This is a genomic window from Flavobacterium sp. CECT 9288, assembly GCF_918731615.1.
In the GTDB taxonomy this organism is placed as follows: domain Bacteria; phylum Bacteroidota; class Bacteroidia; order Flavobacteriales; family Flavobacteriaceae; genus Flavobacterium.
The window spans coordinates 1,954,390-1,979,302 of the sequence record NZ_OU957226.1; the positions used below are offsets into that span (position 1 = coordinate 1,954,390).

Here is a 24,913-nt window from a genome sequence, read left to right on the forward strand (position 1 = left end):
ATAAATTTATGAAGATTATAAGAATCATTTTGTGTCTTAGCTTATTTACTACAACTATTGTAAATGCGCAACGTAAAGTTTCACAGACTAGCGGATCTGAAAGCCACAAGAGTCAAAAAGTAACCAAAACGAACTTTAATCTTTCAAAACGAATTAATTCTTATCCTTTTAAAAAAGCTTCTCAAATAAAAATCATATCGTACAATTTAAATTTTGATGGTATGACCAGAGTTTCAAAAGAAACTTATGACAAAGAAACAGGAAAAACTGTAACAACTCTGGATTATAATATTGGAATTGAGCTTCCAAGAAAAAACTTAGATTCACTTTCACTGCAAAATGTAACTCAAATTAAAACCTTAAATCTTTCTCAAGTAGAAAAATTATCTGATATATTGTACAACACTTGTTCCAGATTAAATGCTAATTGCTCACAGATCATCAGAGGTTGTTACCTGCCTAGAAATGCTATTTTATTTTTTGACGAGAATGGTAAAGTATTTGATTATTTAGAAATTTGTTTTGAATGCAAAACAAAAGAATCATTTAAAAAAATAGAAAATTTAGACCTAAGCGATTATATGTACAATGATTTAGAAAAATATTTTAATAATTTAGGTATCAGAACAAAGTATGAAACTCTTCCTTCACCGACTAAATAACTTTAAACAGGTCAAAGAACCTTGCAAACTATGGTAAGAAAAGCAATAATCTCACTTTCCTTTTTCTACTTATGACTCCGTTTATGTTGTAACATTTAGATCTAACAAAAAAACCGCAACCAATGTATTGCGGTTTTTTGTTGGATTTAATTCAGTTTTTTCTTTAAAGCCTCTTCCATTTCATAAACTTTACTTTCTAGGGCATGAAGTTTTTCATAGATGTTAATAGGATCTGGCATCTGCTTAGAGGCATACATGCTGGCGTACCAAATCTCTAGAATATCCTCTGCATAAATAGAATACATGGGGTAGTTTCCGTCTCTATTGTCGGATTTTAGAATTAATTTGCCACTTTCTCTGATTCTGTTTAAAACTCTTTTTACTACGACACCGTCATTTTTACTTATTACTACATAAATTCTGCCGTCAAGGATATCATCAAAGTTGTCGACATATTTTCCAAAAAGGTAATCCCCATCATGAATTGTAGTCGACATTGAGTTTCCTTTTATTTCAAAGCATCTATAGGTACCGTTTTTTAACATAGGCATGCTAAATGAAGGAAGTGTTTCCATGTATTCTGGGTCAGCATAACCGTCTAAATAACCAGCACGAGCCTTTACTCCAACAAAATTGATGTTTTCTTCACCGTGAGCATCTACCGTGATAATCTTTGGAATGTTCAAACTAACTTGATTGTTTGTTTTATTGACGAAAATTTCATCACTATTTTTAAAAAGGTAATCAGGATTTACATTACAATGAGTAATTATACTTTGAAGCAAGTCAAATCCTGGTTTGGTTCTTTTTCTTTCACCATCGGCTTGCAATCGGCCAATGGTAATACTATCTATTGTGGTGCTAGTTACCCCTATTACTTTGGCAAATGAGTTATTGTTTAATTTAAGCTCGTCTATAATATGTTTTATCTTAGTATGTATTTCCATAGTATGAATACTTTTTGTGTAATATGTTTTGTTTTTCTTTAAGGGATTCAGCTATATGTTGCAAAGTTAGATAATATAAAGCAAAAAATAGTTTTTATTTGTTTATTTTATTCTAAATTCACTGGTTTTCAGTATGTTTGTAGCTTCTTTCTCATTGTGTTACTGTAACTTCAATATAAAATTATTAAATCATATTACTGAAATCACTGCATTATTTAACGTAATATGTTGTAATCAATAAAACATATGTTGTATATTTGTAAAAAAATAATCCATCATATGATTTTAAACGAATTTTATAACGAAAAAAAGAGCGCTATCGAAACGGAGTTTTCTTCTAATGCGCCAATAGTACATCTTTACAGTGATGCAGTTTTTAAAACAGCAGTTACAAGTCCAATCGTAATGTTCAAATATGATACTGTTGCTTGGGAAACATCTTCTGAAAAAAACTATAAAGCAGATGTGTCTTTTTGTATTTATGTAGTGCTGCCAGTTGGTACCCTTTCTTCAACAAGCTACGAGGATGTATTCGAAATCGCTCATCGCATAGATAAAGCGATATTGACCACTAGTAGTAGTAATGCCAATTTAGACACTAATTCAACGTTTAAGGTAAAAGAAAAGCAATGGAACAATGAGGAAGTGTATTGGGCTAAAAACGACTATTTTATTTGGGAAATGACCTATAAAACAACATTGGTCGAAAATATCTTGAAAAAGAAATACATCCTTTTCAATAATGGATTGAGTAATGAAGAGCTAGAGGCACTTGGCTACGACTTAAACTCAGGGATAATTGGAATCAACCCAAATCAAGTTGAAGGAACTGTAGATTTAGACACAGCTTCAGCAACTACTACTTAAAATCTTAGCGCTATTAAATTAAGAGCAGACAACACATATACAAACGACAACGACCGAATCTAAAATTTATTTAACCTAATACCCTTTTTTAAACCCCAAACATGAAAAGAAGTAGAACACTATTAAACAAAAGAAGAGAATATGTAATCAATTATTTGAATATGAATCAAGCAAAACAAATGAAAGTTGTCGTATCTGAGCTTTCGGATAACTTGTTTCTCACAGAGCGTACAATTTATACCATTATAAACGAAGGGCTCGCTACTGAAGCCAGAGCCTAAAACACTGAAACTACTGGTTTTGACAGTCAATAAAATTGGAAAAAGCAAGTTTGAACTTTAAATTTGTACTTGATATCAAAAGCAAGTTTATCTCTTGGCCAAGAGTAAAATTCAATTTAAAAAACTGTTTTTTGAAAGCTTTCCAAAAATAGTAAACTACTTTTTGGATTCCAGATTACAAATACCTTTTTAAAATTAAAATCATTAAAAATAAAAAGTTTTTAAACTTTTTACAGTCCATCTTTTGCCTCTTTTTAACGCAAAAGTAAAATTTAAACAATTAAAACAATTTATATTATGAGTACATTAAATGATGTTGTGATTAACAAACTATCAGGCGGATTAGGGAGAAGAACACCAGATCAAGACATGGTTTCAGGATTACTTTTTGACGGAGTTCCAACTTCAAAATTACTTTTTGAAAAAGTAGAGCGTTTGGCTTCATTAGAAGATGCAGAAGCCTTAGGAATTACTGCTGATTACGATGTAAACGGGCAATCGGCTTACTATCAAATTCAACAATTTTTCAGGATGAATCCTTCTGGAGACTTGTATATTATGAGAACATCGGCAACTTCTTATGAGGACATTGTTGATAAAGCAATGGCTATGCAGGAACAGGCCAACGGGAATATTCGCCAATTGGCAATTATTTTTTCTGGAGAAGCTACATTTGCCGACACACAAGCTGCTGTTTTAAAAGCACAAACACAAGCAGCCCTTGGTTACAAAGATTACATGCCTTTTGAGGTAATTTTAGAGGGAAAAGGGTTTGATCCTGATACTGCTATGAATCTATCTGAATTGAACGCAGAAAATGTATCTGTTGTAATTGCCATTGATGTTGAGAAAGCTTTTGAGCAAAAATTGTTTATGAAAGGTAGTACAGCAGAGAATGACAAACTCTATACTTTAGCTTATAACGAGAAATTAGTGCCAGTAGAAAATTCTTATAATATTTACAAGGTGCAGAAAATCGATAACAGTAATAATGACGATAAAGAGGGGCTTGAATTCACTTTCAAAGAGGTTTACATAAATACAGCAGCAGTAGGATTAGCATTAGGGGCTATCTCTAAAGCAAAAGTATCTGAGAACATCGCTTGGATCGAAAAATTCAATCTTACTGGCGAGGGTTTTTCCAAAGCTGGTTTTGTAGGCGGTAAAGAAATTAAAACGTTAGGAACTTTAAACGGGCTAAACGAAAAGAGATTCATTTTTGCTAGAACCCACACAGGATTATCAGGTGTTTATTTTAACGACAGCCACACTTGTACTATGGGTACATCAGACTTTGCTTATGTAGAGAACAACCGTACAATAAATAAAGCAACTCGTTTATTGCGTACTGCTTTATTACCAAAATTAGCTTCTCCAGTTTTGGTAGATATTGATGGAAAATTACCTCAATCCGTTTCAAAAAGCTTTGAAGGCTTATGTAGATCTGCTTTAGAAGGAATGGTGGCGAACCAGGAAGTTTCAGATTTTGATGTATATGTAGATCCAAAACAAAACATTTTGGCAACATCAGAATTAAAAGTGAAAGCAGAAATCACCCCAATTGGTACAGCTCGTAAAATTATGGTTGATTTAGGATTCAAAAATCCTTTCGGAATCGACAAAGCATAATGTATTGAATTCGTTATAATTCACCAACAATAAAAAAATCACAACCACTACCCTTCTAATTGGATTGTGATAAAAAACAAATAAATAAAAGAGTATAGCTCCTGATCGTTATCGGGATAAAAAAAACAAATAAACGCTAGATATGAATAAATTACCATTAATTAACGGACAACAACACAGCTGGTCATCAATTGAAGTAAGTATTGCAGGCAATATCGTTACTGGTATCACTGCTGTAAACTATAGTGACTCAGTATCTAAAGAAAACCATTATGGAGCTGGAGACATGCCAGTACACAGAGGTAGAGGGAAGTATGAAGCAAAAGCTTCAATTACTTTATACAACTACGAAGTAGAATCTATTTTGGCGGCTTTACCAAAAGGACAAAGATTGCAAGATGTAAACCCTTTCAGTATCATCGTAAGTTACCTTGATGATAGTAACGAAGTAATTACACATACTGTAAGAAACTGTGAGTTCAACTCAAACAGCAGAGGAATTAGCCAAGGCGATACCAAAATTGCGGTTTCTTTTGATTTGATTTGCTCACATATTGAGTGGAACTAATCATCCTGATTAATTCCTAAAAGTACAATGCCCTTTTCTATTGCTAAAAACCGACTTAAAAGAGAAACCAAACATTCAATCGCATTACGCAAAACGAATTCAACAGGAATATAACTTTTGCATGCAAACCATTTTACAGACTCTTTATTCGTCCGTTTTAGATTAGGAATCTTCCTCAAGAGGCTGTGTTGAGATTGTTTAACTCAAAACGAATAACTCAAGCAGCCTCTTTTTTAATGATGTAATTGACATAAACGATCCAAAAGTCAATTAGTTACTATAACAATGACATCGATACCTGTGTCAATAAACAACAGCTGGTATGGCTATTTTGATTAAACCATCAAAATAAAAAGCAAAAGGCCCTTTTCAACTCAGACAATAAGAACTCAATCATACAACCAATAATTAAGTTTCAACATGGAAACAGTACCCTCAAAAAAAACCAATATTCTTGACGGAAACATTACTCAAGCGCAATTCAATCAATGGAAATACAAGCATAAAAAAGTAGTTAAACTTACCATTGCAGATGATGATGAAACACGACTATTTGCTTATTTCAGAAAACCAGATATGAGCATTCGTTCTGCGGTGCTGCAAGCCTCCAAAATGGATGAATTCAAAGCACTCGAAGTGCTTTTCAAAAACTGTTATTTGGGAGGCGATGGCAAAATAGAGCAAGAAGACGATTTACGCCTTAATATCACCACAGCATTTTCAGACCATATCCAACCCAAACCAGTTACAATAGAGATTTTGTAATAACAAAATCCATTTTATCCTTCTGTAAAAACTTCCCTAATGATTATTAAAAACCATACTATAGAACTTAAAGATACCAGTGCTTCTGAAATGGCTCGCTTTAGGCAAACTATGCTTAGCATTTGGCGTCAGCAGATGGAAGATGAGAAAAATACTGCTGAAATGCTACAGTATGCTCAATCTTCGAAGATAAATAATACGACTAATTTTATATCAATAAAAAAAGTTGTAGAGAGTATTAAAAGACATATTGGAAGTATTCATGATAAAATGCTTTTTAATGATTTAGTTGGAATGCCAATTTATGAAATGAACGTTCCTGTAAATGCAGAAAATGTGACATATCATAATAGTCAGGAAAATGTAAAAGAGGGAGTAATACTTTTAAAATGGGTTCCTTTTACGGGAATAAATTTAATAACTAAAAATTTTAAAACAGCAATTGAATTTGGGACAGAGAATACCAATTTTACCTTAACAATTTTTAACCATGATTTAGTTGATACGGCATTTGAATTTACAGTTCATGACTTTGATCTTTTTCTGGCTCTTTTTGAGTCGTTAGGGATTAAATATACCGATACTGGGAGCAGAATCGTAATTGATCAATATCTCAAAAAAATAGAAGAAGCCAAAAAGGATCCTAACAAATTAGATGTTATTTATGAATCGCTTCCAAAAATTGTATTTGGACAAATAAATGATAATGATTTGTATGAGCATCTTGATCTCATTTTAAATGATATGTCGGCAATGTCCGGTTTTGTAGGGACAAATGAGGATAAAGCCATTTTGCAAATTCTTTATGCAATAAAGGACAAAGAATCTTTATATGTAAAACTTCGGGATACTGATTTGTTATATAAAATCTATACTAAACTTCATGGTGAAGAAGTGCAAGACTTATTACGCTTTTTAACTCACTTAGTCTCCGATTTTGATAACACAAAACCAATAGATATTGTATATTTTGACAACACCTACTACTTATTTAGAGACGTTCATGTAAAAACCGATTGGTCAGGGACTACAATTAATCTAAATAATTATCAAGACAAAACCAAGCTTGTAGGAAAACCAAGAGTATCTTATAACCCAAAAGAACTAGACAGAATGTACCCTCCGGGAGTACAAGAGGTCTATGCTCCAGAATATTACATTCATAACAAACCATTTAATCCATTAGCAAAATTAAATTTTGGTACAAAATTGGGCAATTTTGGCGAACAAATAGGCGATGACAATACATTCGTTATTGCCTTGAAACTGCACGACATGGCTACTAAACAATCAAATTGGGATTTGTTCAATATTGCGACAGATTTATTAAGTTTGCTATCTGCTTATGGGGCGTTGCGAATTGTTTTGGCCAAAGGAGTACCTGTAGCCACAAGAGCATTGGCGGGTGCAATTTTGGCAAAAGATGCCACTCATTACGCCATGCTAAGTAATGGCACTTTAGAAAAATGGCATGCAAACGGCTACGGCTGGCTTGCCAATTTGTGGATTGCCTTTAGTGTTACTGTAGATCTAGCTTCTTTTGGTTTACCTAATTTATCCAAAATAGCCCGAGAAGGAAAAGCCGCCGCCGAATTGGCTGAAACAGCAGAAGATGCCAAAGAAATAAGACGAGTTGCTGAGGAAGCAAATCGACTTATTGAAACAGAAACAGGCAAAGATGTTGCTAAGATGAGCGAAAAGCAGTTTGAGAAGTTTGTTGAAAAAACAACAAAACTAGAAGATTCTAAAAATCAAGAAAAGATTGCCTTAAATACTTTTGAAAGACAAGGATTGATTTCTCAAACAAACAAAGAATTTAATAATAAAAAATATGATATATTTGAATATTCAGATGAAATTGTTTGGAAAGTAGATGACCCTAAATTCATGTGGAATAATAAGGCAAGACTTTGGGGAGGAGAGTTAGAGTTTGATTTTAACACATACGGTGTTAGTGGTTTAGGAAAAAAATGGGTAGATGAAGCATTTGAAATTTTTGGAAACAATATTAAATCTATAAAAGCTGAATGGAAACAATTACCAGAATATCCAGATGGTGAGTCGTTAGGCTATAAAGAGTTTACAAAATCTATGGATGTTTTTTGGGATGTTAATAAAGCTGTTGAAAGTACGACTTTTTTTAATACAATGAAACATAAAGGCTTTTCCAAAATTAAAAGTGTGAGCGAAGGAGAATCTATTATAGTAATTTTAATAAAATAATTAATCATGAAATATTTACACATTTTAGATGTAGATGGGAAAAGATATGGCGGTTCAGATCTTGAAACAGCATTTAATCATTATTCCAATTTGAATATAAGTCCAGAGTTAAAGAAAAGCTTAAAACTTCGCATTTTTTCTGAAAATAATTTTGAAATTAGTACAAATGAAATGTCGGAAATTGTTCTTGCTTCTGAGTATAGAATTGATGAACTATTGAAGCATCCTGATTTCAATCCTTTTAAAAAAGAATTAAGAGAACAATTTCCTGAACAATTCGAAAATCAACCTTTCAAATACAAAGGAGTGACATACTATTTATATCATAAAGGAAGAGAGTATGAAATTGATAAGTTTATATATAATTTAACCGGATTTAAAAAGCTTTTAGAGGAACACATAAAAGCTAATCAGCCGTTAAAATATTTTTATAAGAAATAAGAAATGGGGAATCATTTGTACGAAAATGGAGAGTGGATATTTATTAGTAATTCAATTATAGAGGGAAAAACTAATAGGGAGTTTAATCCTTTTGATTTATAATCCAAAAACAAAAAATGGGTCAGTAATAAAGACTTAGACCTTAAATACCTAATTGTTTTAGATTTACTCAAAGAGATCATTCCAGAGAAAGCGAATAAAACAGAGATAATGGATGTTGAATTGTCAGCGGAAGAAACGTTGGGAATAAAAGCCGTTTTTGAACGTTAAATAAATCATTTACTTTCTATTAGGAAGCCCATAAAAGATGGATATACTATAACAGTCTTTGGAGAAAAAATTGAAGTAGATACCAGAAATGAAATTAATGATATGGATTTAAGAGCTTTTAATGATATTTATTTAATTGCAAAAGAGTGCTTGGATGAAAACAAATCCATGTATCTTAGTATTGATTAAATTAGATTTCAAAAACATACTTTATAAAACACACCCGTTTTCTCCTCCAGAAAAACGGGTGTTTTTTTGTTTTTCAAGTACCTTATTTCGTTGTGGTAAAAAGGTTATGGCTGGATAGCCTTTAGTGTTACGGTAGATCTAGCTTCTTTTGGTCTACCCAATTTATCCAAAATAGCCCGAGAAGGAAAAGCCGCCGCCGAACTAGTCGAAACAGCAGAAGATGCCAAAGAAATAAGACGTGTTGCTGAGGAAGCAAATCGACTTATTGAAACAGAAACAGGCAAAGATGTTGCTAAGATGAGCGACAAAGAATATGACGATTTTTTTGATTATTTATCAAAATGGGAAGGAAGAAAGGTTAGCAAAATAGGTTATTTAGGAGCTAAAAAACTAAATAGAAAAGAAATTAAAGAATGTATCAAAAAAATAAATGTAATTTCGGAGGGAGAATCGAAGCTAATTATACATCCAGAAGGTCATAAATTATTGAACGGAAATAAGGCTGGTTTTAATCCATTTAGCTGTAATTTATATGTTCAAAAGGCATGACAGATTACGAAGTTTTACATGAGTTTAAGCACTTAGAAGAATATAGAATACTTGGGAAAGATGAATACATTAGAGCGATGAGAGCCGTAAGTGGAGATCTTGAGTTAGATCTTATAAGAACTTACAAACGAGAAAAATATGTGTTCGATGAAATTATGAAAAATAAAACTAGATTTAGTGAAGTACAATTAAAAGATGCCCAAGATTACATGAATAAAGTCATTAAAAATTGTATTGACAGTGATATTGATTTAACAAAAATAAAATAGACTATGAATACAAAAGAAGAAATAATTGAAAACTTAAAAATTTGGCTAAGAAAAACAAACGTTATTTCCTATGATAAAGATATTGGCTTTAGATGTTGGGATAAAGAATTAGAAACATTGAGAGATGGCAAAACTGAGAAAGAAGTTTATGTAGTATCTTTTAAAACAGAAGACTACATAACCTATGATAAAAAAGGTGAAATTGATATGTTTATTGAAGGAATGTATTGTTTTGCAGTTTTTGATGCAGAAACATTAAATTTATTATACATCAAGAAAAAAATAGGGTATATAGAAGTCGATGGATCTTATTGATTCTTTTATAAAAGTGGAATAATGAGATATTGACTACTTATGCACTAACACCCGTTTTCTCCTCCAGAAAAACGGGTGTTTTTTTGTTTTTCAAGTACCTTATTTCGTTGTGGTAAAAAGGTTATGGCTGGATAGCCTTTAGTGTTACGGTAGATCTAGCTTCTTTTGGTCTACCCAATTTATCCAAAATAGCCCGAGAAGGAAAAGCCGCCGCCGAATTGGCTGAAACAGTAGAAGATGCCAAAGAAATAAGACGAGTTGCCGAGGAAGTAAATCGACTTGTTGAAACAGAAGCACGCAAAGATGTTGCTAAAATGAGCAACAAAGAATATGATGATTTTTTTGATTATTTATCAAAATGGGAAGGAAGAAAGGTTAGCAAAATAGTTTATTTAGGAGCTAAAAAACTAAATAGAAAAGAAATTAAAGAATGTATCAAAAAAATAAATGTAATTTCGGAGGGAGAATCGAAGCTAATTATACTTCCTGAAGGGCATAAATTATTGAACGGAAATAAGGCTGGTTTTAATCCATTTAATGGTAATTTATATGTTCAAAAAGGCATGACAGATTACGAAGTTTTTCATAAGTTTAAACACTTAGAAGAATATAGAATACTTGGGAAAGATGAATACATTGGAGGGATGAGAGCCGTAAGTGGAGATCTTGAGTTAGATCTTGTAAGAACTTACAAACGAGAAGAATATGTGTTCGATGAAATTATGAAGAATAAAACTAGATTTAGTGAGGCACAATTAGAAATAGATTATGGAAGCAAAAGAACAAGTAATTGAAAACTTAAAAAAATGGATAAAAAAAACAAATGTTATCTCATACGATAAGGATATTGGCTTGGATTGTGACAATAAAGAATTAGTTATTCTAAGAGATAAAACTAATAAAGAGGTTTATGTAGTGTCTTTTAAGACAGAAGACAAAATAGAATATGATAAAAACGGCGAAATCATTTCGTTATTTGAAGGAATGTATTGTTTTGCCTATTTTGATGCTGAAACCTTAGAATTACTCTATATACTTAAAAAAGCTGGATACATAGAAGTTGATGGTTCTTATTAAAAAAATCATCTATATTAAACACCCGTTTTTCTCCTCTAGAAAAACGGGTGTTTTTTTGTTTTTCATCTAAATTTCAAGCTACAATATAAAAATCATAAAAAGAAAAAATCTTCTACTGAAACTACTGTTTTGCAAAGCCATATTATTTTTTGCACACGCTATTTCGATGTATTTTTACAGTGTTCTTAAAAACGGCTATTGCAATCCAAAAAAGAACATTTTTCAGGAGTTATTGCAGTCATAAATACCTCTCAAAGCAACATCACCTTACCGCCTTTCATTTATACCGTGATTGTTTTCGAACCATCGGGATAGGCCTTTTATTCTCAAAATCTAAAATCATTATTACATACAAATATGGATCAAACAACAAAAAAACACATTGATTTACTTCATCCTTCGGTTAGGGAAGAAGTTACTAAAATTATCGAGGAATGCAATCTTGCTTTAACAGGAAGAGCAAAAGTGCGCATTACGCAAGGTCTTAGAACTTTTCAGGAACAAGAGGATCTTTATGCTTTTGGTAGAACAAAACCGGGAAAAAAAGTCACCAATGCCAAAGGGGGACAATCGATTCACAACTATGGTTTTGCCGTTGACATTTGTTTAATTATAGACGGGAAAGTAGCCTCATGGGATACGGCAAAAGACTGGGACAATGACCAGATTTCGGACTGGCAGGAATGTGTGAAAATTTTCGCCAAATATAATTGGAACTGGGGCGGTGACTGGAAAACCTTTAAAGATCTTTCGCATTTTGATAAAAAAGGATACAGCGATTGGAAAGTACTAAGCAAGCTAAAACGGGACAAAAAAAACTATGTAATCTTATATAAATAAACAAATGAAACATTTAAAACTAAAACACTTTGCCTTTTTAATCGTTTTTTCTTTGATCTTTTCCTCTTGCAGCCTTACTAGAACGGCTCTTTTTGATCAGTACTCTTACGAAAAAACCATAGAGTTAAAAGTGGCCACCAATAGACTAATAAATAAAGCAGCTACTCCTTATGTTGTTCATAAAGAAGAGGTCGAAAACTTATTCTTAGACATAGAAAAATTGATAGAATATGAGAAGAATAAACCCAACAATGACATCACTTTTGCTATGTGGAAAATGTTGACCGATAAAGAAAAAAATCTTTTGGCTGGATTTTTTAAACGATGGGAAATAAATGGTATTGTGTCAAAATCATTTTTAGAGGAATTTAAAAAACAAATTTTAGAAGCTTTCGATTTACTCATTCAATATGAAGTAAAAAAAGACAAAGAATCTAAAGAGGCCTTGCTAGATCTAATCAACCTCAATACATAAGCCATGAATAACGACAAAGTAATTGAAAACATTAAGGAGGAATTAAAAGTAGTTTTCTTCCATAGTTATGAAGATATTAAGTCACAGCTAGAAAAAGATTTTGATACTTTTTTTGAGATTTCTAAGAGTAAATTAGAACGCTGCATGATTCTTTTTTCTACTGGAGATATAACCAAAGAAGAATTAGAATGGTTGTTAAAAAGTCAGTTGGATATAGTTGTTTTAAAAACACTTCAGGCCAATGGGTTGTCAAAAATAAGACTGAACACTATTAAAAAAAATATAGTGAAAATTATTTTAAAAGTAATTATGGACGTGATTATTCCTAGAACGAAATAATTTAATTCTGAATAAAAATAAAGCACCATAATTTATTGATTAATAGTTTTTTGTTGTAATGCACAACCTGCTGAAACTACTGATTACAAGTCTTCAAAATCTTGGTTAAGGGTAAAGCATGGCGTATTTTTACAGTATCAAATAAAACAGCATCTTTTGGATATGGCGCGCAAATTCAAAGGTGATATTAACCCACAAAGCAACAAAATATGAAAGATTTCATTATTGAAGACGATTTATTAATTATTAATGGAGATTTTGCCATCAAAGATTCAGATCAGCAAAATATCGAACACCTTTTGCTAAGCCAAAAAGGAAGCTACAAGGAGTTTCCTATACTTGGCGTAGGAATTAAAAAATACATTAACAGCCCAGATGCAACCTCTAGGCTAAGACTAGAAAACGAAATAGATAAACAATTATCGTATGACAACTTTTATATTAAAATACTAGATGTTAACGATTTGCAAAACATTAAAATCGATGGAAACTATTAAACCACAACAAAATCAGAACATTTTTGACATTTCTTTGCAAGAATATGGAAGCATAGAAAAAGTATTCGACCTGCTAGAAGACAATGAAAAGTTTGACATTACAGATGATCTTTGTGTTTACGAAGATTTAAAAATTGGTAGAGAGGCCTTTAAAAAAGATATTGTAGAATATTACAATTCCAGAAAATTAAAACCTGCAACTGCTCTTACTGAAGAAGAGGGGTATTACTTCTCAGGAATTGATTATATGATTATAGAAGATGATTTTATCATTCATTAGTCATTTATCAAAAATTAATCTCAACTTTTAGAAGTCTCTAAAAGAAAACTACAACTCTGTAGTATTTACAAGAAAAAAACATAAAAAATTATCTATAAGCATATTACATATGTCTTACAGGCTAAACTATATCTAAAAAATAAAATATGGCACGTACAATTGCTGAAATACAGAATGAAATTCTGAACGAGAAAGATAATCAATCGGCTTTAAAAGGCTTGACAAGCTCTTCAAAAACAAGTATTTGGAGACTTTGGGTAAACATTGTGGCAACTGCAATTTGGGTACACGAAAAAATAGTCGAAAAAAATGCTTTGGTTTCTAGACCACACACTTTAAACTGGTATAGAGAACAGGCGTTAAATTACATTCATGGGGCAGAACTTGAATGGAAAGACGGTTCTTATCAATTTGATACTACTGGATTTATTGATGATAAAGAAATTGAAAAGGCTAAAATCATCAAGTATTGTGCAGTTAGTGAAGTAGATTTAGAAACGGTTCTTAAACCTAATAAAGATGTAGATGAAATTTTTTCGGACTATTTTCGTAATAAAGTAGGGGTTGTTTTTATAAAAGTAGCTACTGAAAATAATGGTAAAATTTCGAGAATAGATGTTCCTGATCAACTGGCTGGTTTTAAAGAATATATTGCTCGAATTAAGGATGCTGGAAACCAAGTGCATATTATCTCAAGCCCAGGAGATATATTAGAACTGAATCTTACTGTTTATGTAGATCCAATGACAATTTTCATTGATCCTAAAGACATTGAAGCTTATAAATATATAGTTAAAAATCCTGAACCAAAAGTAATCCATAATTTTAATAAGGACAATGGTTCTTTAATTTTAGACACTTCAACAAAACCTGTAGAAGAAGCTATTAAAAATCATTTAAAGAATATCGAGTTTAACGGTGCTTTTGTGAAAACTTTTTTAGTCGATGCTATTCAGAAAGCTCAAGGGGTGAAAATTCCTGTACTTAATAAAATTCATACTTCTTTGGCAAAAAATCCTAACAATCAAAATTATCCATCACTAACCGAAGTTACTAAAATGGAATATTTCATTCCTCAAGCGGGATATTTCGATTTAGATCAACTTAAAATTAATGTAAACTACATTCCTTATACCTTCTACCGAGATAAACAATAGTCTAAATTTTATATACCAATGAATAATTACACCGTTTTAAAATGGGGAAAGCTATTGCTATGGCTCATTCCTCCAATTCTTAGAAAGAAAACACATTTTGATTGGCTTGAGGCTGTACTCACTCCTCTTCGAAACATTTACGAGGAAACGTTGTATAAAATGCAACATACAGGTCAAGTTATTTATCTTGAGAAAGTACTCAACGAAGCCTTTAATCAATTTGCAAAATATAATCCCAATTTAAGTATTGAGGAGAAGCGAGTACAAGGGTTAATTTATATTGACGAGTCTGTCAAGCCTACTTTACAATATCTATATCTCCACAAAGAGTATTATGAACCAAATGGAACGTTAATAATTCCGCAACTAAAAATATTTAAGCATGATGATTATAACAACAGAAATAACCAACCCATTTATCTAGCCCATCGCAAAGATTATACGTCCGTTGCTTACGCTAATTTTAGAGTATATATACCAGAAACTTTAATCGGAACGGGAGATGGTATTGTTGTTCAGCCCCAAAGTGACGAAGCTATAGATACAGAAGCTATAAACGTAGCCACTATTAAGTATCACAGTCTTCTTAATTTTTATAAACTAGCGGGCAAGAGTTATGAAAGTTATTCGTATTTACCCAAAAAACCCTCAGATAAAAAAATAGAAAAAACTACAGACATTTAAATCAATAAAAATGAAACAAGTAAATTTTAGTAATTCGGGAGGATTTCCCCTAGAGCAAGAAACATTAGAGAGGCTTCAAACAGCTTACAGATCTGAGTTGTACGAGGCTTTAAAAAGACATTTTAGTATAGATCTCGCCAACGATTATATTCTGGCTCATGCAACAAGTCAGCAAAAAGGCTGGGCAGTTATCCGTCAGGAAGATCCCGTAAACCCAGGAAATAACGTAGGAATTTTGTATCCTATTACTATTGGAACTCAAAAACCTTATTTAAAAACCACCAGAACAGCTGTAAATTTAATCTACGGAACTAGCGCGTCTCAAACGGCCTATTATGATTATGAAGCAGAATATAGCTCGCAGAAATATAATGATGAGGTTGTCGTTACTAAAAGTGGCGACGTGCAAACGATCAAATATTATGATGTAAGCAATTTGGTGCCTGTTACAGATATCAAAACAATCGATGAAATCCTAAAAGCGATAAATTTGAGCATTGATGCAATTCAAGCTAATATCAATACGATTGAAGAAGATATAAATCTAATTAACGAATCGTATCTCCCGATTAACGGGTCAAAAGCCATGCAAGGAGATTTAGATCTTGGGACCCATCAATTGTCAAAATTAGATATAAAAGAAGGTGGTTTTGCAAAAGTTAGAGTAGCAGATTTTAGATTAGGATCGGCTCAAAGAAAAGGATTGCTTAACCCAACGGATTCTACCGGAAGAGCTTTGGTAGATAGTAGTGACCAATCAAACACAAGTCTTACTTTAAATTATGGGCCAGATTGGACCAATACTTATGTAGGAGGAAAAGTATATTTAAACAATATCAATTCATCGAATTCAACAGGTTCTTTGCTAGTAATAGATGGATTAAATCAGGTCACAAAAAGCGACACACTAATCGACTCATTACTTAGTCGTATCACAGCTTTAGAAAACAAACCAGCAATCGCCGTGCCTATCGGAATGATTGCTATTTGGGGTAAAACAGCACCATTTCCAGAAGGTTGGGAGGAGTACGTAGATTTAAGAGGCAAAATGCCTATTGGTTTGGACCCAGTATATACACAAGGTGCTGATAGGATCAATTATAATTTGAAAACTCTTGGTCATGCAGGAGGTAAACGTGAACATGCTTTATCAATTGAAGAAATGCCTTCACACAATCATACTATTTCAAATCAATCAAATAGCCAGACTGGATCTGGTAGAGTTGCAGTTGGATCGGATGGTTCTGAAGGGAATAATCCTTATACAGATTTTAAAGGAGGTAATCTATCACATACAAATATGTCTCCTTATCGAGTGGTACATTTCATAGAATATACAGGACGTCCAAGTGATAAAACAGCACCAACAGCGCCAACCTTAATGGTAGCAAGCATTGATACTACAAGTGTATCTTTAAATTGGTCAGGAGCAACTGATGAATTTGGTGTTACAGATTATATTGTATACGGAAACGCTATTTCGCCAATCTCAGTAGGTAATGTTTTCAACCGAACTATTTATGGCTTGACACCTGGCACATCTTATACTTTTTATGTTAAAGCAAAAGATGAGGCAGGAAATGTATCAGCAGATAGTAATATCGTAAGTGTAACAACAAATACTATTGATCTTACTCAGCCCTCAGCTCCAAATGATATATACGGGTATGTACAAAATATAAATGAGATATACATTCAATGGAGTGCTGCATTAGCAAATGAAAATGTTGTTAGTTTTGAGGTATGGAGAAGAACAGCTGGAGGTATATCTAGTTTAATATATACGGCTGATGTTTCTGAAAACTATTTTTATGATACCGGAAATTATTACAATACTAATTATTATTATAAAGTAAGGGCTAAAAATAGTATAGGTAATGTTTCTGAATTCACTTCTGAGGTTTTGGTAACTACAGATCTAGATTTTGGTAATTGCTTCGATGTTGAATCTCTGGTAACCATGGCATCAGGGCAATCAAAAAAATTAAAGAATGTGGTGGTTGGAGATCAGCTTCAAGGCTTCTCTTTTCCTAACGAAGTCGATGAGTCTGAAGGAGACTATTTGGCCTGGACAGGAAAACTAAATGAAGCCAGCAAAGCAGCGGTAACAGTAATTAACAAAAAAACAGCTCTGGTTAATAATTATTATGAAATTACAGCTCAAGATGGGACTGTTGTAAAAGTAACGGGTGAACACTCATTACTAACAACTCAAGATGGAGTAAATGTGCAATGGTTAAGAACAAAGAATGTAGTAAATAGTATGTCATTAATAGACAAAACAGGAAAGATCAAAACCATTGAATCAATCATCTTTAAAGAAGAGCCATTAGAAGTGGCTGTATTGGATGTTGAGTCAGTAGATAATTACGTAATTGCTGGAATTGTGGCGCATAATGCACCAATCCGTGACGAAGTAATTGCAAAATAAGATTGTTTAGTTTGTAATCTTTTGGGGTGTAAAACCCCAAAAGATTATTTATAATTTTTGTGGACTTTTAATGTTTTTGAGCTAAACGAAGTGAGTTTATATAGAATAGCAGCGCTATTGCATAAAAATTAATGATGTTGTAGCTATAAAGTAGAATAAGAAAGCTTACAATAAAATTTAAATAGACTCTTAATCAAAAAAGTTACAATAGAAAATCAATAAAAATTAAAAAAAATCAATGGTGCAAAAAATTTCAGAATATTTAAATGAGATAAAATTATTGCTTTACGGGATTTTTATGTACTTGGATATGGATACGGGAATAGTTAAAGTATTGTTTTACTTAATGGTAATGGATACTTTTTTAGGAGTAATCAAAACCATAGTATTAAATGACCAATTTAGTTTTAAAAAATTAGTCTTAGGATTTGTATCCAAGTTAGCCGTATTGCTAATACCTACAGCCTTGGCATTAATGAGTAAAGGACTCAATTACAACTTTAAATGGTTTGTAACCATAGTGATGGATTTACTTATTGTTAGTGATGGCATTTCAATAATCAGTAATATTATTGCTATAAAAACAAAAAAAGAGGTAGAGAATTTTGACGCAATGACTCTTACACTCAAAGCAATAAGAACTGGTCTAATACAACTATTTAAAAGACTTTTGGTTACATTTGACCCTAAATACCACGTAGACAAATAGACCAACACCTCACAATAGAATAGGACCTGTTCTAATTTATACAAATTTCAAAATAAATAAAACAACTGTAAAAAAAACAGTTGTTTTATTCATTTATAAAAAAGATAAAAACACATACTGAATTTACTTTTTAAGATCATCAAATAAAAAAAATAGTGGAGAAAAGATAACCTTATCGATTCCTATGCCTTCTATCCTAATTCCGCTTTCTACCCAAGAAAGACAAATTAACTTCATAAATATTTTTCACAATAAATAACTCGAGATTAAACTATTGCCATTTTTTTACCGAATTATAGCGAATAACATAACCCATGAAATTGAAATCAACAACTAAAAACACTCCCTATTTATTAGAGCGAATATTTAAGATAAAAAGAATAAAAAATACAATAGATTTAAGTAATTCTTTCACTGTTGTGAATGGAGAAGCATCCTCGGCATTATTTGATGCAGAAATTTATAAAGTAACATTCAGGACCGAAAGTCGTAGAGAAATAAAAAGTTATACCTTATTTTTGTCCGGCAACGAATTGATTTGTGACCAAGAAATAGATGCCTTAAAAGAATGTTTAGGCATAACTCTTACCGGTGACGGATCACAATTTGAAATTCTTGATTATCAAACGGATTTTACAATACAATTTGATCAAGAAAATAGTTCTTTTGTGGAATCTGACGGGGTAGAAAAAGGTTTAATAATTTTTAAAAAATAAATTGACAAAAAATTCTTTTCAAACGAATAAAAATTGCTCTACATCTAACACTAACTTTTTATAAAAAAGAGTACCGGAAAGATTTGATTGAAGAAAGACTTACATAAGAACTGGCACAAAAGCAAAAAAGCCAGAAAGAGTATGGGTTTTAATAATGAAATACAGTTTTAAATTGGTACAATAAAAGTCTGGACACTTGACTATGCCAAAGTCAAAGCTTCCAAAAATTCAAGTGATAAAAAATAAAGCAATTAACTCATATTTTTAAGCTCTCAAAAAACGTCAATATCGGTATTATGTGTTCGATTGTAGTCCAATTCACTCCACTTTAATAATCCGTAAAAACCTTATAAAAAGGTATTTACGGATTATTTTTTTACTTCCCAACAATTCTAAAATTTATTCCAACAGCAATAAAATCCAAACCTTAAAAATTGTTTGTGCACTATGTTGCTGTCCTTTTTAGTCTTATTGCAACAAAAACAACTACTCGTATTGAAATTGAAATAATTTTATAATTTGGAATTAGCTCTTAACACAACTACTATACAATTGCGTAATAATTAATAATTAACAATTGTACCCGCTATACTGCCATTAAAGACTTTAATAAAAATGTAAATGTCAAGACTATTATTGATGCTAATTACTTTTTAGGCTTAAAAGTATGAACATAACCTAGACTTAGCTCCGTAAAATCTGCCTGCCCAAGATTAGCATTTATATTGGCTGCAAGAAAAACGTTGTGTTGCGGGGATTTTTGAGAAGAAAAGGCATAATATCTAAAACCTAATCGTGATGAAATTACTTGTTTTATCTTGGCTTTAGACGCAAAATCTTGTGCAATATATTGTCCTGAGCTTGAACTTCCGTTGTTTAAGTACCAATCTAATTTATAGGCAGGTTTGTAAAAATTCACACCCAATTCCGTTTCGACACTAAAATGATTCATTAAAATTTCAAAATTAGCATACGCTCCTAATGTGGTTGCGTTGTGAAATGGATTTTCTTTTAAGTATGCAAATTGATTCTTTGACAACTCATCATTACTTTTTATAAAATCATAATAATCATCATAAAAACGGTAATACATACCTAAACCATATTTGTAGGTCTTATTTTTTATTTTTCCAATGGCAAATGATGCTGTGTACACGTTTTTAACCGAGTTATAACCTCTTGCCAAAACTTTTTGCCCTAGACCAAAACGTGTTGAAACATAATTATGTGTCATTGACGGGCTAGCATCTATAATTTTGTTCGAGTCAATATGCTCTTTTTTAGAATACTTAAATTCGGTTTTAAGCGTGGCCAAAACCGAATTCAAACCATGATTGGGCAATCTTGTATGTCCGTTAGAAAAATGTGTTGCCCCCACTCCTAATTTTACAGCAACTTGGTTTGTTTGTGCTACATCATAATACACAAACGATCTAAATGCCCAAGTAATAGGCGTTGAAACCCCAAAATTCCCTGGATTTGTAACCTTATCATAAATCACACTGTGATAGGAAGCACCAAGTCCTAGTTGAAAACGAACTCTATTTGTAAAACTTTGAAATACTCCAAAATCTAAAAAAGGTAAAACGGCAACACTGTATCCTACTTGCTTAAGATTACCAAAATCGGCGTACGTGACTGCAATTCCAGTTTTGGGATAATTCAGGAATTTAGCCCATGTTTTATTTTGATAGGTGGTTTTTCCAAAAGTTAAATCAATACCTTTTTGATTTTCAGTCTCGGGAAAAATACTTATTGATGGCAATGTTTTACCCATAGAAAAACCAAGTCCTATAAAACGATGATCCTTCTTACCATTTGAATCAATATCTTGTGCGTAACCTACCCAAAATGAAAAAATTAGAAATAAAAATACTATCCTTGAAACCATATTCTACTACAATAAATTATTAGGCGCATACTCATAATGCTATCCTTAAAAAAGCGGTAAAAATAATAAAAAGAATGACCTTACCATAAAATCTTATTTTAGTTTCAAAGTCTTTTTATATGATCACATGAAATTAAATTCAACTTTCGCAGATTTTAATTTAAAAATCTATTCCTAATTAAAGTTACCCGTTCCTTTTTTATCAGTAAAAAAAGAAAAAATTAAAATATGAAAAAGTGAAAATTTAAAATAGAAATCAATAAATATAACTCATTAAACAATTGATTATCAAGACTAAAAAGCTCTTTCAAAGGCTTTAACATCTTTGCTTTGATTTAAAAAAATTTCGCTGTGTGATAAATGTTACTGTAACAGCAATTTAAACGGATAATATTTGCATCATAAAATTTATAGTTATGGAATATTTCGGATATTTTGCATCAATATTAATAGGTGTTGCATTAGGACTCATTGGCGGCGGCGGTAGTATTCTTACTGTTCCCGTTTTAGTATATTTATTTGCTGTTGAGCCTGTTATTGCAACAGCTTATTCCCTATTCATCGTGGGTTTGACAAGTGCCGTGGGTAGTGTTGGGTATTTCAAAAAAGGTTTGGTAAACATAAAAACAGCAGTGGTTTTTGGAATTCCATCTATTGTTGCAGTTTTTACTACACGAGCTTTGATAGTTCCTAAAATTCCTAAAGAAATTTTTTCGGTAGGCGATTTTATCCTCACTAAGGATCTCTTTTTGATGTTGCTTTTTGCTGTAATCATGATTATTGCATCATACAGCATGATAAAAAAAGAAAAAAAAATGCCTTGTGACCAACCTGAGGAACAAAAATTCAATTACCCAATTATTCTTATTGAAGGAGCATTAGTAGGCGTTATCACTGGGCTTGTAGGAGCTGGAGGTGGATTCCTGATTATTCCAGCTTTGGTTATTTTAAGTAAACTTCCTATGAAAGAAGCCGTTGGAACTTCGTTAGTAATAATTGCTGCCAAATCATTGATTGGTTTCTTTGGAGAAGGTGAAGAAAACAGTATCAATTGGCAATTTCTAGTTACCATTTCTGTATTTGCAATTGTTGGAATTTTCATTGGTACAGCATTATCAAAAAAAATTGATGGGAATAAACTGAAACCTGCCTTTGGTTGGTTTGTTTTAGTCATGGGAATTTATATCATTACAAAGGAGCTTTTTATGAAGTAACAAAGTTAGCGTTTGGAATTCTCTTACTAACAATTACGAAGTTTTAAGTCTTAATTAAACTATTGAAATTAGTGCAGCTCATGTAAAGAAAAAATATAGTAGGATGAAAAAAATAATTTTAGTTGCCTTCTTAATACTTTTCACTGTAAGTGTATCTGATAAAACTGAAACAAGAAATTTGGATGAAAATAAAAACCAGTCTCCATTAGAAAAATTAGTTTCGGGGAATAAGCGCTTTTTAGAAGAAAAAACAATTCATCCGCATCAAAATAAAAAATCAATTTTAGACAATCAAAACGCACAACATCCTTTTGCTGTTGTAGTCACTTGCTCAGACAGCAGAGTTTCACCTGAAATTCTGTTCGATCAGGGAATTGGCGATTTATTTGTAATCAGGAATGCGGGAAATTTGATTTCTGATATTGATATGGGTAGTATTGAATATGCAGTTCAGCATCTGGATGTAAAATTAATCGTCATTTTAGGACACACAGAATGCGGAGCTATTAAAGCTTATATCAATGATGAAAATAAAAGTTACAAAAAACATCTAACTCATATTGATGACATAATTGAAACTATTGCAGAGGAAAAAGAAGAATTAGAAGCTGAAAAACAAACTCCAAAACAAGATAATATATTGGGTTGCATCAATGCAAATATTGAACACTCAAATAGGCTGATTCAAGAAAATCCAATTGTAAAAGAGCACAAAACTAAAATTATTTCTATGCGTTATGACGTACATACAGGCCAAATAATTAGGTTATAAGGGCTATGTAACATAAGTCACTAAATTTCAATAATTCATACATTAATTTTGTCCTATAAATTAGAATCTTAAAAAAATAAAAATATGTATTTTCAACACATTTACGACAAGAGTCTTGCTCAAGCAAGTTATTTTATTGGCTGTCAAAAAGCAGGAGTAGCAGCAGTTATAGATCCAAAAAGGGATGTTGACACCTATCTTGAAATTGCCAAACAAAACAATATGAAAATTACTCATATTTTAGAAACACACATTCATGCTGATTTCCTTGCAGGTTCTAGAGAATTAGCAGCTTTAACAGGAGCAGAAATGTACCTTTCAGCAGAAGGTGGTCCTGACTGGAAATATGAATTCCCGCATGTTGATATAAAAGATGGTGATGTTCTAAAAGTAGGAAATTTAAAAATAGAAGTAGTTCACACACCTGGACATACTCCAGAGAGCATCAGCTTTTTGTTGACAGATATACCTGCTAGCGAAGAACCAGTTATGTTGTTCACCGGTGATTTTGTGTTTGTGGGAGATGTAGGAAGACCTGATTTACTTGAAAAAGCAGCAGGAATAAAAGGAACTCAAGATGCAGGCGCAAAGCAAATGTATCAGTCAATTAATAAATTTGACGCATTACCTGAATACATTCAAGTTTGGCCAGGCCACGGAGCGGGTTCTGCATGCGGAAAAGCATTAGGAGCTGTACCAAGTACAACGGTAGGTTATGAAAAAGTAAGAAACTGGGCTTTTCAGCATAAAAATGATGAAGCTGGATTTGTAAAATATTTATTGGAAGACCAACCAGAACCACCTAAGTATTTTGCAATGATGAAAAAACTTAATAAAGTAAATCGTCCGCTTCTTACGGCTGTTCCAAAATTAAAACAATTGGATTACAATGAATTAACAGCGGCTTTAGCCAATGGAACTAAATTAATTGATGCCAGAGATAAAGCAGAGTTTTCTAAAGGATTTATTCCAGGAAGCATCAACATTCAGGGGAACAATTCCTTTGCTACTTGGGCAGGATGGTTCCTTACGTATGAAGAACCTTTTATCTTGCTTGCCGATGAGTCACAATTGGATGATTTGACCAGAAAACTAATGAGAATAGGACTAGACAATATTCAAGGTTATGTTCCTTCTACAAAAATATGGGAAGAAAACGGCGGTTCTTTGGAGAATGTGAATCAGATTACTATCGAAGAATTTAAAGCCTTACAACAAGAAAAAGACGTTCAGGTGGTTGATCTTCGAGGTGTTGCAGAATATAATGCTGGTCATATAAAAGGAGCTGATAATGTATTTGTAGGTACTTTAGTAAATAATCTAGACAAAATAAGTAAAGATAAAAAAGTATTAATTCATTGTCAAGGAGGAGATAGAGCGGCAATTGCCTATTCTTTATTGGCAAAAAATGGTTATAAAAATGTACTTAATTATAGTCCTGGAATGAATGAATGGGTGAACCAAAACAATCCAATTGAATACTAAAAAAAGAATTATGTTCACAATTTTTAAAAATATGTTTTCAAAAAAAGACACCACACAAATGGAAAAAATAATAAAAGAAGGTGCGTTTCTTGTAGATGTTCGCACAGCAGCAGAATTTGCTGAAGGTAACGTAAAAGGCTCTGCCAATATTCCTTTGGATAAAGTGGCAAGCCAACTAGAAAAATTCAAAGGAAAAGAACATATAATTGTTTTCTGCCGAAGCGGTAATCGCAGTGGTCAAGCCAAAATGATTTTGGAACAAAATGGTTTCAAAAACGTTACCAATGGCGGAACTTGGCAGGATGTAAACGAAATGATTCATAAATAGACTTCAGAAAATTTACATCTGTGTAGTTTAAAACAAAACCGTT

General features: G+C 32.2%; 30 protein-coding genes. 27 read left to right on the forward strand and 3 right to left on the reverse strand.

What is annotated here, in order from left to right; all coding sequences use genetic code 11:
- Positions 1 to 8: 8 nt before the first annotated feature.
- Positions 9 to 662: a hypothetical protein gene (locus LQ189_RS08560; RefSeq protein WP_230155788.1), complete on the forward strand. Its 654-nt coding sequence runs from the start codon at positions 9 to 11 to the stop codon at positions 660 to 662.
- 146 nt (positions 663 to 808) lie between these two features.
- Here LQ189_RS08560 and LQ189_RS08565 read toward each other — a convergent pair whose 3' ends face one another.
- Positions 809 to 1,609 (reverse strand): S24 family peptidase, encoded by an 801-nt coding sequence (locus LQ189_RS08565; protein WP_230155790.1) that lies wholly within the window; start codon positions 1,607 to 1,609, stop codon positions 809 to 811.
- A 279-nt stretch (positions 1,610 to 1,888) separates the two neighbouring features.
- On the opposite strand from LQ189_RS08565, the gene LQ189_RS08570 reads away from it, so the two are divergent.
- The 7 genes from LQ189_RS08570 (at position 1,889) to LQ189_RS08600 (ending at position 8,383) form a co-directional block, all read left to right on the forward strand.
- Positions 1,889 to 2,476 (forward strand): hypothetical protein, encoded by a 588-nt coding sequence (locus LQ189_RS08570; RefSeq protein ID WP_230155792.1) that lies wholly within the window; start codon positions 1,889 to 1,891, stop codon positions 2,474 to 2,476.
- Between the two features lie 101 nt (positions 2,477 to 2,577).
- Positions 2,578 to 2,757, forward strand: a complete 180-nt coding sequence (locus LQ189_RS08575; protein ID WP_230155793.1) for a hypothetical protein — start codon at positions 2,578 to 2,580, stop codon at positions 2,755 to 2,757.
- A 297-nt stretch (positions 2,758 to 3,054) separates the two neighbouring features.
- Positions 3,055 to 4,386, forward strand: a complete 1,332-nt coding sequence (locus LQ189_RS08580; protein WP_230155794.1) for a DUF2586 domain-containing protein — start codon at positions 3,055 to 3,057, stop codon at positions 4,384 to 4,386.
- A 142-nt stretch (positions 4,387 to 4,528) separates the two neighbouring features.
- Positions 4,529 to 4,954 (forward strand): hypothetical protein, encoded by a 426-nt coding sequence (locus LQ189_RS08585; protein WP_230155795.1) that lies wholly within the window; start codon positions 4,529 to 4,531, stop codon positions 4,952 to 4,954.
- 420 nt (positions 4,955 to 5,374) lie between these two features.
- The gene (locus LQ189_RS08590; RefSeq protein WP_230155796.1) at positions 5,375 to 5,719 is read left to right on the forward strand and encodes a hypothetical protein; all 345 of its coding nucleotides are present in this window, start codon (positions 5,375 to 5,377) and stop codon (positions 5,717 to 5,719) included.
- Positions 5,720 to 5,758: 39 nt separating this feature from the next.
- Positions 5,759 to 7,942, forward strand: coding sequence for a hypothetical protein (locus LQ189_RS08595; protein WP_230155798.1), 2,184 nt, complete (start codon positions 5,759 to 5,761; stop codon positions 7,940 to 7,942).
- 6 nt (positions 7,943 to 7,948) lie between these two features.
- Complete coding sequence (locus LQ189_RS08600) at positions 7,949 to 8,383, forward strand: hypothetical protein (RefSeq protein WP_230155800.1); 435 nt, start codon at positions 7,949 to 7,951, stop codon at positions 8,381 to 8,383.
- A 563-nt stretch (positions 8,384 to 8,946) separates the two neighbouring features.
- Here the strand turns inward: LQ189_RS08600 and LQ189_RS08605 are convergent.
- Positions 8,947 to 9,150: a hypothetical protein gene (locus tag LQ189_RS08605; RefSeq protein WP_230155801.1), complete on the reverse strand. Its 204-nt coding sequence runs from the start codon at positions 9,148 to 9,150 to the stop codon at positions 8,947 to 8,949.
- On the opposite strand from LQ189_RS08605, the gene LQ189_RS08610 reads away from it, so the two are divergent.
- The 15 genes from LQ189_RS08610 to LQ189_RS08680 all read left to right on the forward strand — a co-directional run bounded on the left by LQ189_RS08610 (position 9,140) and on the right by LQ189_RS08680 (position 19,180).
- Positions 9,140 to 9,391, forward strand: coding sequence for a hypothetical protein (locus LQ189_RS08610; RefSeq protein ID WP_230155803.1), 252 nt, complete (start codon positions 9,140 to 9,142; stop codon positions 9,389 to 9,391). The two genes, LQ189_RS08605 and LQ189_RS08610, sit on opposite strands and share 11 nt — an antisense overlap.
- On the forward strand, positions 9,388 to 9,660 hold the full coding sequence (locus tag LQ189_RS08615; protein ID WP_230155805.1) for a zincin-like metallopeptidase toxin domain-containing protein: 273 nt from the start codon (positions 9,388 to 9,390) through the stop codon (positions 9,658 to 9,660). Before LQ189_RS08610 ends, LQ189_RS08615 begins: the two co-directional genes overlap by 4 nt.
- A gap of 3 nt (positions 9,661 to 9,663) precedes the next feature.
- Positions 9,664 to 9,975, forward strand: a complete 312-nt coding sequence (locus LQ189_RS08620; RefSeq protein ID WP_230155812.1) for a hypothetical protein — start codon at positions 9,664 to 9,666, stop codon at positions 9,973 to 9,975.
- Between the two features lie 218 nt (positions 9,976 to 10,193).
- Positions 10,194 to 10,769 carry a zincin-like metallopeptidase toxin domain-containing protein gene (locus LQ189_RS08625; RefSeq protein WP_230155814.1) on the forward strand — a complete coding sequence of 192 codons (576 nt, stop codon included), beginning with the start codon at positions 10,194 to 10,196 and terminating at the stop codon, positions 10,767 to 10,769.
- The gene (locus LQ189_RS08630; protein WP_230155816.1) at positions 10,744 to 11,052 is read left to right on the forward strand and encodes a hypothetical protein; all 309 of its coding nucleotides are present in this window, start codon (positions 10,744 to 10,746) and stop codon (positions 11,050 to 11,052) included. The genes LQ189_RS08625 and LQ189_RS08630 overlap by 26 nt, the downstream gene beginning before the upstream one ends.
- 357 nt (positions 11,053 to 11,409) lie before the next feature.
- Positions 11,410 to 11,892 (forward strand): M15 family metallopeptidase, encoded by a 483-nt coding sequence (locus LQ189_RS08635; RefSeq protein ID WP_230155818.1) that lies wholly within the window; start codon positions 11,410 to 11,412, stop codon positions 11,890 to 11,892.
- Between the two features lie 4 nt (positions 11,893 to 11,896).
- Complete coding sequence (locus LQ189_RS08640; protein ID WP_230155819.1) at positions 11,897 to 12,367, forward strand: hypothetical protein; 471 nt, start codon at positions 11,897 to 11,899, stop codon at positions 12,365 to 12,367.
- A 3-nt stretch (positions 12,368 to 12,370) separates the two neighbouring features.
- Entirely contained in the window at positions 12,371 to 12,706 is a 336-nt protein-coding gene (locus LQ189_RS08645) for a hypothetical protein (protein WP_230155821.1), read from the forward strand.
- 209 nt (positions 12,707 to 12,915) lie between these two features.
- Positions 12,916 to 13,203: a hypothetical protein gene (locus LQ189_RS08650; RefSeq protein ID WP_230155823.1), complete on the forward strand. Its 288-nt coding sequence runs from the start codon at positions 12,916 to 12,918 to the stop codon at positions 13,201 to 13,203.
- On the forward strand, positions 13,190 to 13,483 hold the full coding sequence (locus tag LQ189_RS08655) for a hypothetical protein (protein ID WP_230155824.1): 294 nt from the start codon (positions 13,190 to 13,192) through the stop codon (positions 13,481 to 13,483). Before LQ189_RS08650 ends, LQ189_RS08655 begins: the two co-directional genes overlap by 14 nt.
- Positions 13,484 to 13,629: 146 nt before the next feature.
- On the forward strand, positions 13,630 to 14,640 hold the full coding sequence (locus LQ189_RS08660; protein WP_230155825.1) for a hypothetical protein: 1,011 nt from the start codon (positions 13,630 to 13,632) through the stop codon (positions 14,638 to 14,640).
- 18 nt (positions 14,641 to 14,658) lie between these two features.
- Positions 14,659 to 15,324, forward strand: coding sequence for a hypothetical protein (locus tag LQ189_RS08665; RefSeq protein WP_230155827.1), 666 nt, complete (start codon positions 14,659 to 14,661; stop codon positions 15,322 to 15,324).
- Positions 15,325 to 15,334: 10 nt separating this feature from the next.
- On the forward strand, positions 15,335 to 17,755 hold the full coding sequence (locus tag LQ189_RS08670) for a hypothetical protein (protein ID WP_230155829.1): 2,421 nt from the start codon (positions 15,335 to 15,337) through the stop codon (positions 17,753 to 17,755).
- A 238-nt stretch (positions 17,756 to 17,993) separates the two neighbouring features.
- Complete coding sequence (locus tag LQ189_RS08675) at positions 17,994 to 18,464, forward strand: phage holin family protein (protein ID WP_230155831.1); 471 nt, start codon at positions 17,994 to 17,996, stop codon at positions 18,462 to 18,464.
- Between the two features lie 314 nt (positions 18,465 to 18,778).
- Complete coding sequence (locus tag LQ189_RS08680) at positions 18,779 to 19,180, forward strand: hypothetical protein (RefSeq protein WP_230155833.1); 402 nt, start codon at positions 18,779 to 18,781, stop codon at positions 19,178 to 19,180.
- Positions 19,181 to 19,826: 646 nt separating this feature from the next.
- Here the strand turns inward: LQ189_RS08680 and LQ189_RS08685 are convergent.
- The gene (locus LQ189_RS08685; protein WP_230155834.1) at positions 19,827 to 21,071 is read right to left on the reverse strand and encodes an acyloxyacyl hydrolase; all 1,245 of its coding nucleotides are present in this window, start codon (positions 21,069 to 21,071) and stop codon (positions 19,827 to 19,829) included.
- Between the two features lie 416 nt (positions 21,072 to 21,487).
- On the opposite strand from LQ189_RS08685, the gene LQ189_RS08690 reads away from it, so the two are divergent.
- From LQ189_RS08690 to LQ189_RS08705, 4 genes are all read left to right on the forward strand, one after another.
- Complete coding sequence (locus tag LQ189_RS08690; RefSeq protein ID WP_230155835.1) at positions 21,488 to 22,285, forward strand: sulfite exporter TauE/SafE family protein; 798 nt, start codon at positions 21,488 to 21,490, stop codon at positions 22,283 to 22,285.
- Positions 22,286 to 22,388: 103 nt separating this feature from the next.
- Positions 22,389 to 23,057 (forward strand): carbonic anhydrase, encoded by a 669-nt coding sequence (locus tag LQ189_RS08695; RefSeq protein WP_230155836.1) that lies wholly within the window; start codon positions 22,389 to 22,391, stop codon positions 23,055 to 23,057.
- 84 nt (positions 23,058 to 23,141) lie between these two features.
- Positions 23,142 to 24,542 (forward strand): rhodanese-like domain-containing protein, encoded by a 1,401-nt coding sequence (locus LQ189_RS08700; RefSeq protein WP_230155838.1) that lies wholly within the window; start codon positions 23,142 to 23,144, stop codon positions 24,540 to 24,542.
- A gap of 10 nt (positions 24,543 to 24,552) precedes the next feature.
- The gene (locus LQ189_RS08705; protein ID WP_230155840.1) at positions 24,553 to 24,870 is read left to right on the forward strand and encodes a rhodanese-like domain-containing protein; all 318 of its coding nucleotides are present in this window, start codon (positions 24,553 to 24,555) and stop codon (positions 24,868 to 24,870) included.
- The last annotated feature ends 43 nt before the right edge of the window (positions 24,871 to 24,913 follow it).

Bases quoted from the DNA above. Each gene is read 5' to 3' on its own strand.
- LQ189_RS08560 (WP_230155788.1), top strand. From the start codon at position 9: ATGAAGATTATAAGAATCATTTTGTGTCTTAGCTTATTTACTACAACT.
- LQ189_RS08565 (WP_230155790.1), bottom strand. From the start codon at position 1,609: ATGGAAATACATACTAAGATAAAACATATTATAGACGAGCTTAAATTA.
- LQ189_RS08570 (WP_230155792.1), top strand. From the start codon at position 1,889: ATGATTTTAAACGAATTTTATAACGAAAAAAAGAGCGCTATCGAAACG.
- LQ189_RS08575 (WP_230155793.1), top strand. From the start codon at position 2,578: ATGAAAAGAAGTAGAACACTATTAAACAAAAGAAGAGAATATGTAATC.
- LQ189_RS08580 (WP_230155794.1), top strand. From the start codon at position 3,055: ATGAGTACATTAAATGATGTTGTGATTAACAAACTATCAGGCGGATTA.
- LQ189_RS08585 (WP_230155795.1), top strand. From the start codon at position 4,529: ATGAATAAATTACCATTAATTAACGGACAACAACACAGCTGGTCATCA.
- LQ189_RS08590 (WP_230155796.1), top strand. From the start codon at position 5,375: ATGGAAACAGTACCCTCAAAAAAAACCAATATTCTTGACGGAAACATT.
- LQ189_RS08595 (WP_230155798.1), top strand. From the start codon at position 5,759: ATGATTATTAAAAACCATACTATAGAACTTAAAGATACCAGTGCTTCT.
- LQ189_RS08600 (WP_230155800.1), top strand. From the start codon at position 7,949: ATGAAATATTTACACATTTTAGATGTAGATGGGAAAAGATATGGCGGT.
- LQ189_RS08610 (WP_230155803.1), top strand. From the start codon at position 9,140: ATGAGCGACAAAGAATATGACGATTTTTTTGATTATTTATCAAAATGG.
- LQ189_RS08615 (WP_230155805.1), top strand. From the start codon at position 9,388: ATGACAGATTACGAAGTTTTACATGAGTTTAAGCACTTAGAAGAATAT.
- LQ189_RS08620 (WP_230155812.1), top strand. From the start codon at position 9,664: ATGAATACAAAAGAAGAAATAATTGAAAACTTAAAAATTTGGCTAAGA.
- LQ189_RS08630 (WP_230155816.1), top strand. From the start codon at position 10,744: ATGGAAGCAAAAGAACAAGTAATTGAAAACTTAAAAAAATGGATAAAA.
- LQ189_RS08635 (WP_230155818.1), top strand. From the start codon at position 11,410: ATGGATCAAACAACAAAAAAACACATTGATTTACTTCATCCTTCGGTT.
- LQ189_RS08640 (WP_230155819.1), top strand. From the start codon at position 11,897: ATGAAACATTTAAAACTAAAACACTTTGCCTTTTTAATCGTTTTTTCT.
- LQ189_RS08645 (WP_230155821.1), top strand. From the start codon at position 12,371: ATGAATAACGACAAAGTAATTGAAAACATTAAGGAGGAATTAAAAGTA.
- LQ189_RS08650 (WP_230155823.1), top strand. From the start codon at position 12,916: ATGAAAGATTTCATTATTGAAGACGATTTATTAATTATTAATGGAGAT.
- LQ189_RS08655 (WP_230155824.1), top strand. From the start codon at position 13,190: ATGGAAACTATTAAACCACAACAAAATCAGAACATTTTTGACATTTCT.
- LQ189_RS08660 (WP_230155825.1), top strand. From the start codon at position 13,630: ATGGCACGTACAATTGCTGAAATACAGAATGAAATTCTGAACGAGAAA.
- LQ189_RS08665 (WP_230155827.1), top strand. From the start codon at position 14,659: ATGAATAATTACACCGTTTTAAAATGGGGAAAGCTATTGCTATGGCTC.
- LQ189_RS08670 (WP_230155829.1), top strand. From the start codon at position 15,335: ATGAAACAAGTAAATTTTAGTAATTCGGGAGGATTTCCCCTAGAGCAA.
- LQ189_RS08675 (WP_230155831.1), top strand. From the start codon at position 17,994: ATGGTGCAAAAAATTTCAGAATATTTAAATGAGATAAAATTATTGCTT.
- LQ189_RS08680 (WP_230155833.1), top strand. From the start codon at position 18,779: ATGAAATTGAAATCAACAACTAAAAACACTCCCTATTTATTAGAGCGA.
- LQ189_RS08685 (WP_230155834.1), bottom strand. From the start codon at position 21,071: ATGGTTTCAAGGATAGTATTTTTATTTCTAATTTTTTCATTTTGGGTA.
- LQ189_RS08690 (WP_230155835.1), top strand. From the start codon at position 21,488: ATGGAATATTTCGGATATTTTGCATCAATATTAATAGGTGTTGCATTA.
- LQ189_RS08695 (WP_230155836.1), top strand. From the start codon at position 22,389: ATGAAAAAAATAATTTTAGTTGCCTTCTTAATACTTTTCACTGTAAGT.
- LQ189_RS08700 (WP_230155838.1), top strand. From the start codon at position 23,142: ATGTATTTTCAACACATTTACGACAAGAGTCTTGCTCAAGCAAGTTAT.
- LQ189_RS08705 (WP_230155840.1), top strand. From the start codon at position 24,553: ATGTTCACAATTTTTAAAAATATGTTTTCAAAAAAAGACACCACACAA.